This is a genomic window from Jatrophihabitans sp., from assembly GCF_036389215.1.
In the GTDB taxonomy this organism is placed as follows: Bacteria; Actinomycetota; Actinomycetes; order Mycobacteriales; family Jatrophihabitantaceae; genus Jatrophihabitans_A.
Map to the genome: position 1 here is coordinate 1 of NZ_DASVQG010000292.1, position 7,651 is coordinate 7,651.

Below are 7,651 nucleotides of genomic sequence, written 5' to 3' on the forward strand. Positions count from 1 at the left end.
CCCGGGAAGCACTGTTCAACACGCTGCGCGGCGAACTCGATCTCGCCGGGGCGCGGGTGCTGGATCTGTATGCGGGCTCGGGGGCGGTCGGGCTCGAGGCGCTGTCCCGGGGGGCCACGGCGGCGGTGTTCGTCGAGTCCGACCGCCGGGCAGCCACGGTGCTGCAGGACAACATCACCGCGTTGCGGCTGCAGGGCGCCACCGTGCACCGGTGCACGGCCGCCACCTTTCTCAGCGCGGTCGGGGCCGCCGAGCCGTTCGACCTGGTGTTCGTCGACCCGCCGTATGCCGTCCCGACCGCAACGATCGGCAACCAGCTGGCGACCCTCGCCGAGGACCGCTGGCTGGCCTCCGGCGGCATCGTGGTGGTGGAACGGTCCTGGCGTGAGGCGCGGCTGCCCTGGCCGAGTGAGATCAAAGCCATCAAGCAGCGGCGCTACGGCGAGGGCTGCCTTTGGTACGGTCGCCGGGAATAGCAGTCCGCAGTCCAGCCGCCGCAGCGACGCCGCCAGGCGACACCCCATCCGAAGGTGCCGAGATGAGCGCTGAGCCGATAGCCCGCAAGGTCGCCTGCCCCGGGTCCTTCGACCCCGTCACCAACGGTCACCTGGACATCATCGGACGGGCCGCCGGCCTCTACGACGAGGTCGTGGTCGCTGTGCTGGTCAACCGCAAGAAGTCCAGCCTGTTCACCGTCGAGGAGCGGATGGCGATGCTCACCGAGGTGACCGCCGGCTACGGCAACGTCCGGGTCGATTCCTTCCACGGGCTGCTGGTCGACTACTGCCGGGCGAACGAGATCCCGGTGATCATCAGGGGCCTGCGGGCGGTCAGCGACTTCGACTACGAGCTGCAGATGGCCCAGATGAACCGGGGGCTGGCCGGCGTGAACACGCTGTTCATGCCGACCAACCCGGAGTACAGCTTCCTGGCCTCCAGCCTGGTGAAGGAGATCGCCACCTACGGCGGCGATGTCAGCAGCCTGCTGCCGGTATCGGTGTACAAGCGGTTGCTCAGCCGGCTGGACGAGGTTCACCGACCCGACGGAGAACGGCGATGACCGACCACACCCTGGCGCGGGCCGACGAGGTGCTCACCGAACTGGTCGAGCTGATCGAGACCGCGCGCACGCTGCCGATGTCCTCCTCCTGCGTGGTGCCGCGAGAGCGGACGCTGGACCTGCTGGACGCCCTGCGGGAGGTGCTGCCCTCCGAGCTCACCGAGGCCCGGCGCGTGGTGGCCCAGCGCGAGCGGATGCTGTCGGAGTCCGACCGGTTGGCCGAGCACCAGCTACGGGAAGCCCAGGAGCAGGCGGCGGCCACGGTTGCCGCTGCCCAGGAGCAGGCGGCGGCCACGGTTGCCGCTGCCCAGGCGCACGCGCGGACCGTCACCGAGGCGGCCGAGCAGCAGGCCCGGGCAACCGTGGCCGCGGCCACCGCGCAGGCTCACGAGCTGGTCGAAGCCGGTAGGCGGGAGCAGGAGCAGTTGGTGTCGGCCGACAGCGTCCACCAGGCCGCGGTGGCCCAGGCGGCCCTGCTCCGGTCCCGGGCGGAGGAGGAGGCCCGCTCGACGCTGGCGGCGACCCGCGAACGCGCCGATACGCTGACCTCGCAGGCGCACAGCTACGCCCACGCCACGCTGTCGGAACTGGTGGAGCACCTGCAGCGGCTGGCGGCCACCGCGGAGAACGGCCGGAACGCGCTGGGTCAGCAGCCCTGACGTGCCCGCGGCCGAGTGGGTGGCCCTACCGGATTGCCGCCGATTTCCGCGCCGCCGGGGGCTCAGGTATTCTGAACAACGGCCAAATCCATGTACGGGCCTAGCTTCACAGGAAATGCTGTTCCACAGCACCGCTGAGAAAACCACACCGGTAGAGGTCGTCAGTGAACCCGCGCAGCCCGTACGTCCTGGACACCCGGGAACTCGGCCGCAGAGCGGGTTTGCAGCGGCAGTACCGGCGTGAGATCTCCGCACCTGCGAAGCTTGGCTTGGACATGATCGGGGTTGTCGAGGGTTCGCCGCTCGTGGTGGACGTCCGGCTGGAATCGGTGACCGAAGGTGTCCTGGCGACAGGAACGGTGACCGGGACCGTCGCCGGCGAGTGCGGGCGGTGCCTGAATGGCTTCACCGAGGGCCTGGAGGTCGACTTCGTCGAACTGTTCGCCTACCCGAACAGCATCACGGAGGCGACCACCGATTCCGACGAGGTGCCGCGGCTTGTGGGCGACCACCTCGATCTCGAACCGGTGGTCCGCGACGCGGTGGTGCTCAGCCTTCCGTTGACACCGCTGTGCCGACCGGACTGCGGCGGGTTGTGCCCCGAGTGCGGGGAACGGCTCGATGATCTGCCCGAGGACCACACGCACGTCCAGCTCGACCCGCGCTGGGCCGCTCTCGCCGAGCGGTTCGGGGTGGCCGACGAACCAGCAAGTTCCGACAGTTCAACCCAGAGTCAGGAGTAACGCAGTGGCCGTTCCGAAGCGAAAGATGTCGCGCGCCAACACCAGGGCACGGCGCTCGCAGTGGAAGACCAGCGCCCCCACTCTGGTCACCTGCCCCAACCGCGCCTGTGGCCAGCCCAAGCTCCCGCACACCGCGTGTGCCAACTGCGGGCAGTACGACGGTCGGCAGGTCCTCGCGGTCTGAGTTCCCGCGATGACAGGTACCGGCCTCCGGCGCGGGGACTGCTAGCGGTGGCGGCCAAGCCGGTTTCGGCCGCTGACCCGGCTGAGCTGGCCGCGGAGCTCGGGGTGCAGGTCGACCCCGAGCTCTTTCGTCGTGCCCTGACCCACCGTTCCTTCGCCTACGAGAACGGTGACCTGCCGCACAACGAGCGGCTGGAATTCCTCGGCGACTCGGTGCTGGGTGTGGTGGTCACCGAATCGCTGTACCGTGCGCACCCGGATCTGGCCGAAGGCCGGTTGGCCAAGCTGCGCGCCTCGGTGGTCAACATGCGCGCGCTGGCCGAGGTGGCGCGCCAGATCGGGCCCGAGGGCATCGGCAAGTACATCTGGCTCGGCCGGGGTGAGGACGCCACCGGCGGCCGGGACAAGCCCTCGATCCTCGCCGACACCCTGGAAGCGATCCTGGGCGCGATCTATCTCGAGCACGGCCTGGAGGGCGCGGCCCGGGTGGTGCACCAGCTGTTCGACCCGGTACTGGCCGCCGCTCCCGGCTACGGCGCCGCCCTTGACTGGAAGACCTCGCTGCAGGAACTCACCGCGGTACGCGGCCTGGGGGTACCCGACTACGTCATCACCTCCGACGGCCCCGACCACGCCAAGTCCTTCACCGCCGCCGCGGTGGTCGACGGCGTCACCTATGGCGTCCGGCTCGGCCGCAACAAGAAGGAGGCCGAGCAGGCGGCGGCCGAGGCGGCCTGGCGGGCGCTGTCGCCGGACGCGCCGGCAGAACAGCCGGGGCCGCCGGCCGAGTCGGGGCCGCCGGCCCAGCCGGCCGACTCGGGCCCGCCGGCCCAGCCGGCCGAGAGCCCGCATTCCGACATTCCGCGTTCCGACATCCCCGCGACCGGCTGACGTGCCCGAGCTTCCCGAGGTCGAGACGGTCCGAGCGGGCCTTGCCCAGTGGGTGGCCGGGCGCACCATCGCCGAGGTCGACTCGCGGCACCCGCGGGCCATCCGCCGGCACCTGGCCGGCCCGCTGGATCTGACCCAACGCCTCGTCGGCCGCCGGATCGGCACGGCCCAACGGCGTGGCAAGTACCTGTGGCTGCCGCTGGAGGACGGGCCGTCCTGCCTGATCGGCCACCTCGGGATGAGCGGGCAGCTGCTGATGCTCGCGCCCGGCACCCCGCCCGGACCGCACCTGCGTGCCCGGATCGGCTTCGCCGACGGTGGCACCGAGCTGCGCTTCGTCGACCAGCGGACCTTCGGCGGCCTGCATCTGGACGAGCTGGTGCCCGACGGCCCGACCACGGTCCCGGCCGGGATAGCCCACATCGCGCGTGACCCGCTGGACGACCACTTCGACGACGCCGGCTGGATCAGCTCGGTGCGCCGCCGCAACACCACCATCAAGCGGGCGCTGCTGGACCAGTCCTCGATCTCCGGGGTGGGCAACATCTATGCCGACGAGGCGTTGTGGCGGGCGAAGCTGCACGGTGACCGGCCGACCTCCGGGTTGTCCCGGCAGGCGCTGTCCACCCTGCTGGCCGAACTCCGGCTGGTGTTCGCCGACGCGCTGCGCGCCGGCGGTACCTCCTTCGACTCGCTGTATGTCAACGTCAACGGCGAGAGTGGTTACTTCGACCGCTCGCTGAACGCCTACGGCCGGGTCGGAGAGCCCTGTGGCCGGTGCGGCCGGCCGATCGCGCGCGCCAAGTGGATGAACCGGTCGTCCTACTTCTGCCCCACGTGCCAGCGACCGCCGCGTCGCAGCGTGGCCTGAGCCGTGACTGAAGACCCGAGTGAGGGCCCGGTCAGGCTGACGGCCCTGGTCTCGGGCCAGGTGCAAGGTGTCGGGTTCCGGTGGTGGACCCGGTGCCGGGCGCTGGAGCTGGGCCTGGTCGGCCAGGCGGCGAACCTGCCCGACGGCCGGGTCCGAGTCGTCGCCGAAGGTGCCCGGAGCGACTGCGACCGGCTGGTCGAGCTGCTGCGCGGCGGTGCCACGCCGGGCGACGTCGCCGGTGTGCAGGCCCGGTTCGACCCGGCCGAGGGTCACTTCACCGGCTTCGTCGAGCGCTGAGAGCAGGGTCACACCCGGCCACCGAAATCAACGCCGTGATCAAGGCGAGCGGGATTTGTATCTAAGCCGTGACGGTGCGACGATAGGGCTACACATTCCACCGGCCAGCTCCGCCGGATCCCGCGACGCAGGACATGTCGCCGGCTCCGCCACCTGAGCGGCCGAAGTCCCGTGAGAGGTCGGCACATGGCCAGGGCGCTGCTGGGATACCTTCCCACCTCCTCAGACCGCTACCTCGTCGAAGAGGTGGCGCGGCTCAAGGGCCGGGTACGGGCCCTGGAAGCTGAGTTGGCCGAGCTGAAGGCGTCGCAGGAATCAGAACACCTGCTCGACGAACTGCACCGGATCACCACCGGCGCCTCAGCGCTGGCCTGAGCCACGCCGGGCAGCCGGCGCGCTAGCCTCTGCACCAGGCGCAACCGCCATCACCGCGGTTGCCGCTGCCGTGCCGTCGAGCTACGTCCGGAGCCTGAGTGCATCTCAAGTCGCTGACCCTCAAGGGCTTCAAGTCCTTCGCCTCGGCCACCACCCTGCGCTTCGAACCCGGCATCACGGCCGTCGTCGGCCCCAACGGCTCGGGTAAGTCCAACGTCGTCGACGCCATCGCCTGGGTGCTCGGCGAGCAGGGCGCCAAGGCACTGCGCGGCGGCAAGATGGAAGACGTCATCTTTGCCGGTACCGCCGGCCGGCCGCCGCTGGGTCGTGCCGAGGTCACCCTCACCATCGACAACACCGACGGCGCGCTGCCGATCGAGTACGCCGAGGTCTCGATCACCCGCCGGATGTTCCGGGACGGGGCCAGCGACTACGAGATCAACGGTGACAGCGCCCGGCTGCTGGACATCCAGGAGCTGCTGTCGGACTCCGGGATCGGCCGCGAGATGCACGTCATCGTCGGCCAGGGCCAGCTGGACTCCATCCTGTCGGCTCGGCCCGAGGACCGGCGCGGCTTCATCGAAGAGGCCGCCGGTGTGCTCAAGCACCGCAAGCGCAAGGAGAAGGCGCTCCGCAAGCTCGAGGCCATGCAGGCCAACCTCACCCGGCTCACCGACCTGACCGGCGAGCTGCGCCGGCAGCTGAAACCGCTGGGCAGGCAGGCCGAGATCGCCCGCCGGGCCGCCGGTGTGCAGGCCGAACTGCGCGACGCGCGGCTGCGGCTGCTGGCCGATGACCTGAGCACCCTGCGGCAGAGCCTGGATGCCGACGTCGCCGACGAGACCGTCGTCCGGCAGCGCCGGGCCGAGGTCGAGCAGTCCCTGGCCGAGGCCGTCGCGGCCGAGACCGAGTTGGAGGCCGAACTGGCCGCCGACGCTCCGGCCGCGGCAGCGGCCCAGGACGTCTATTTCGGCCTCTCGGCGCTGTCCGAGCGCTTCACAGGCACCCAGAAGCTTGCCGCCCAGCGACTTCGGCACCTGTCGGAGTTCGCCGAGCAGGAACGCCTGAGCCGTGACCCGCAGGAGCTGGAGCGGGAGGCCGCCGAGGTCCGGGCCACCGAGGAGCGCTTGAGCGCCGAGCTGGCGGCGGCCCGGGAGGTGCTGCAGGACGCGGTCGCCCGACGGCAGCAGGACGAGCGTGAGCTTGCCGACGCCGAGCGGGCGGTGCTGGCGGCGGCCCGGGCGGTCGCCGATCGCCGTGAGGGGCTGGCCAAGCTGGCGGGCCAGGTCAATGCGCTGCGCAGCCGGGCCTCGGCCGGCGGGGACGAGATCGCCCGGATCGCGGCGGCCGCCACCCAGGCAAGGGCACGCGCCGCGGCGGCTCGTGCCGAACTGGAGACCACGCACGGCGAGGTCGGCGCCCTGGATCAGGGTGAACTGGACCTGGACAGCAGGCATGAAGCAGCGCTGGCTCGCCATGCCGAGGCCGCCGAGCGGGTGCGCGAACTCACCGAGGCACACCGCACCGCCGAGCGCGAGCGCTCGACCTGGACCGCCCGCCGGGAGGCGCTGGCGATGGGGCTGACCCGCAAGGACGGCGCCGGAGCGCTGCTGGCAGCGGGCTCGCAGTTGCCCGGCCTGCTCGGCTCGGTGGCGGCGTTGCTGAGCGTCGAGCCCGGCTACGAGGCCGCGCTGACCGCCGCGCTGGGTGCGCTGGCCGACGCGGTGGCGGTCAGCTCACCGGCCGAGGCGCGGGCAGCGCTGCAGCTGCTCAAGAGCACCGACGCCGGTCGAGCCGGGCTGGTGGTGGGCGGTGCCACCGAACCACCCGAGCGCGCCGGCTGGCCCGCACTGCCCGACGGTGCCCGCTGGGCGGTCGAGGTGGTCAGCTGCCCCCGTCCGCTGCGGGCGACGGTGGCGTCGGCGCTGTCGCAGGTCGCCGTGGTGGCCGGCCTGGAGGAAGCCGAGCGGCTGGTCACCGAGCACGCTTCGGTCCGGGCGGTGACCCGGGCAGGTGACATGCTGGGCCGCGACTGGGCGGCCGGTGGGTCCTCATCCTCACCCAGCGCGCTGGAGGTCCAGGCCGCCGTGGACGAGGCCGACCAGCGAGCCGCCGAGGCGGCCGGCACCTTCGACCGGCTGGAGGCCGAGCTCGAGGAGGCGCGGCAGGTCGCGGCGGGCCGGCAGGCCGAGGTCGAGGCCACCCTGGACGCCCTCAACGAATCCGATGCCCGGTTGAACGCGGTAGCCGAGCGGCTGGCCCAGTTGGCCCAGGCCGAACGCTCAGCCACCGGTGAGGCCGAGCGGCTGGACCTGGCCCGGCAGGCTGCCGAGAGCGCCCGCGACTCGGACCTGGCCGGACTGGTGGAGCTGGAGGAGCGGCTGCGGCTGGCCGAGGCGGAGCCGACCGAGCAGGAGCCGCCGGTCTCTGACCGCGATGCCCGGGCGGCCCGGGTCGCCGCCGCCCGGCAGGCCGAGATGGATGCCCGGCTGAGCGTGCGGACCCAGGAGGAGCGGGTGCGCGCGCTGGCCGGCCGGGCCGAGCAGTTGCTGCGCTCGGCGCAGGCAGAGCG

10 protein-coding genes are annotated in these 7,651 nt (G+C 71.9%); all 10 read left to right on the plus strand.

Translation table 11 applies throughout. The annotated features are described in order from the left end of the window. The coding region (rsmD, locus tag VF542_RS16330; RefSeq protein WP_408652754.1) for a 16S rRNA (guanine(966)-N(2))-methyltransferase RsmD at positions 1 to 476 on the plus strand (476 nt) is incomplete at its 5' end. Between the two features lie 62 nt (positions 477 to 538). Further along, on the plus strand, positions 539 to 1,060 hold the full coding sequence (coaD, locus tag VF542_RS16335) for a pantetheine-phosphate adenylyltransferase (RefSeq protein ID WP_408652755.1): 522 nt from the start codon (positions 539 to 541) through the stop codon (positions 1,058 to 1,060). After that, a complete protein-coding gene (locus VF542_RS16340; protein ID WP_408652756.1) occupies positions 1,057 to 1,719 on the plus strand; it encodes a hypothetical protein in 663 nt (220 codons plus the stop codon). The genes coaD and VF542_RS16340 overlap by 4 nt, the downstream gene beginning before the upstream one ends. A gap of 164 nt (positions 1,720 to 1,883) precedes the next feature. Then, a complete protein-coding gene (locus VF542_RS16345; RefSeq protein WP_408652757.1) occupies positions 1,884 to 2,462 on the plus strand; it encodes a YceD family protein in 579 nt (192 codons plus the stop codon). A 4-nt stretch (positions 2,463 to 2,466) separates the two neighbouring features. Next, the gene (rpmF, locus tag VF542_RS16350) at positions 2,467 to 2,646 is read left to right on the plus strand and encodes a 50S ribosomal protein L32 (protein ID WP_408652758.1); all 180 of its coding nucleotides are present in this window, start codon (positions 2,467 to 2,469) and stop codon (positions 2,644 to 2,646) included. Positions 2,647 to 2,693: 47 nt separating this feature from the next. Then, complete coding sequence (rnc, locus tag VF542_RS16355) at positions 2,694 to 3,536, plus strand: ribonuclease III (RefSeq protein WP_408652759.1); 843 nt, start codon at positions 2,694 to 2,696, stop codon at positions 3,534 to 3,536. A 1-nt stretch (position 3,537) separates the two neighbouring features. Then, complete coding sequence (mutM, locus tag VF542_RS16360; protein WP_408652760.1) at positions 3,538 to 4,407, plus strand: bifunctional DNA-formamidopyrimidine glycosylase/DNA-(apurinic or apyrimidinic site) lyase; 870 nt, start codon at positions 3,538 to 3,540, stop codon at positions 4,405 to 4,407. A gap of 3 nt (positions 4,408 to 4,410) precedes the next feature. Continuing rightward, on the plus strand, positions 4,411 to 4,704 hold the full coding sequence (locus VF542_RS16365) for an acylphosphatase (protein ID WP_408652761.1): 294 nt from the start codon (positions 4,411 to 4,413) through the stop codon (positions 4,702 to 4,704). Positions 4,705 to 4,890: 186 nt separating this feature from the next. Beyond that, positions 4,891 to 5,079 (plus strand): hypothetical protein, encoded by a 189-nt coding sequence (locus tag VF542_RS16370; RefSeq protein ID WP_408652762.1) that lies wholly within the window; start codon positions 4,891 to 4,893, stop codon positions 5,077 to 5,079. Between the two features lie 98 nt (positions 5,080 to 5,177). After that, the coding region (gene smc / locus VF542_RS16375; protein WP_408652763.1) for a chromosome segregation protein SMC at positions 5,178 to 7,651 on the plus strand (2,474 nt) is incomplete at its 3' end.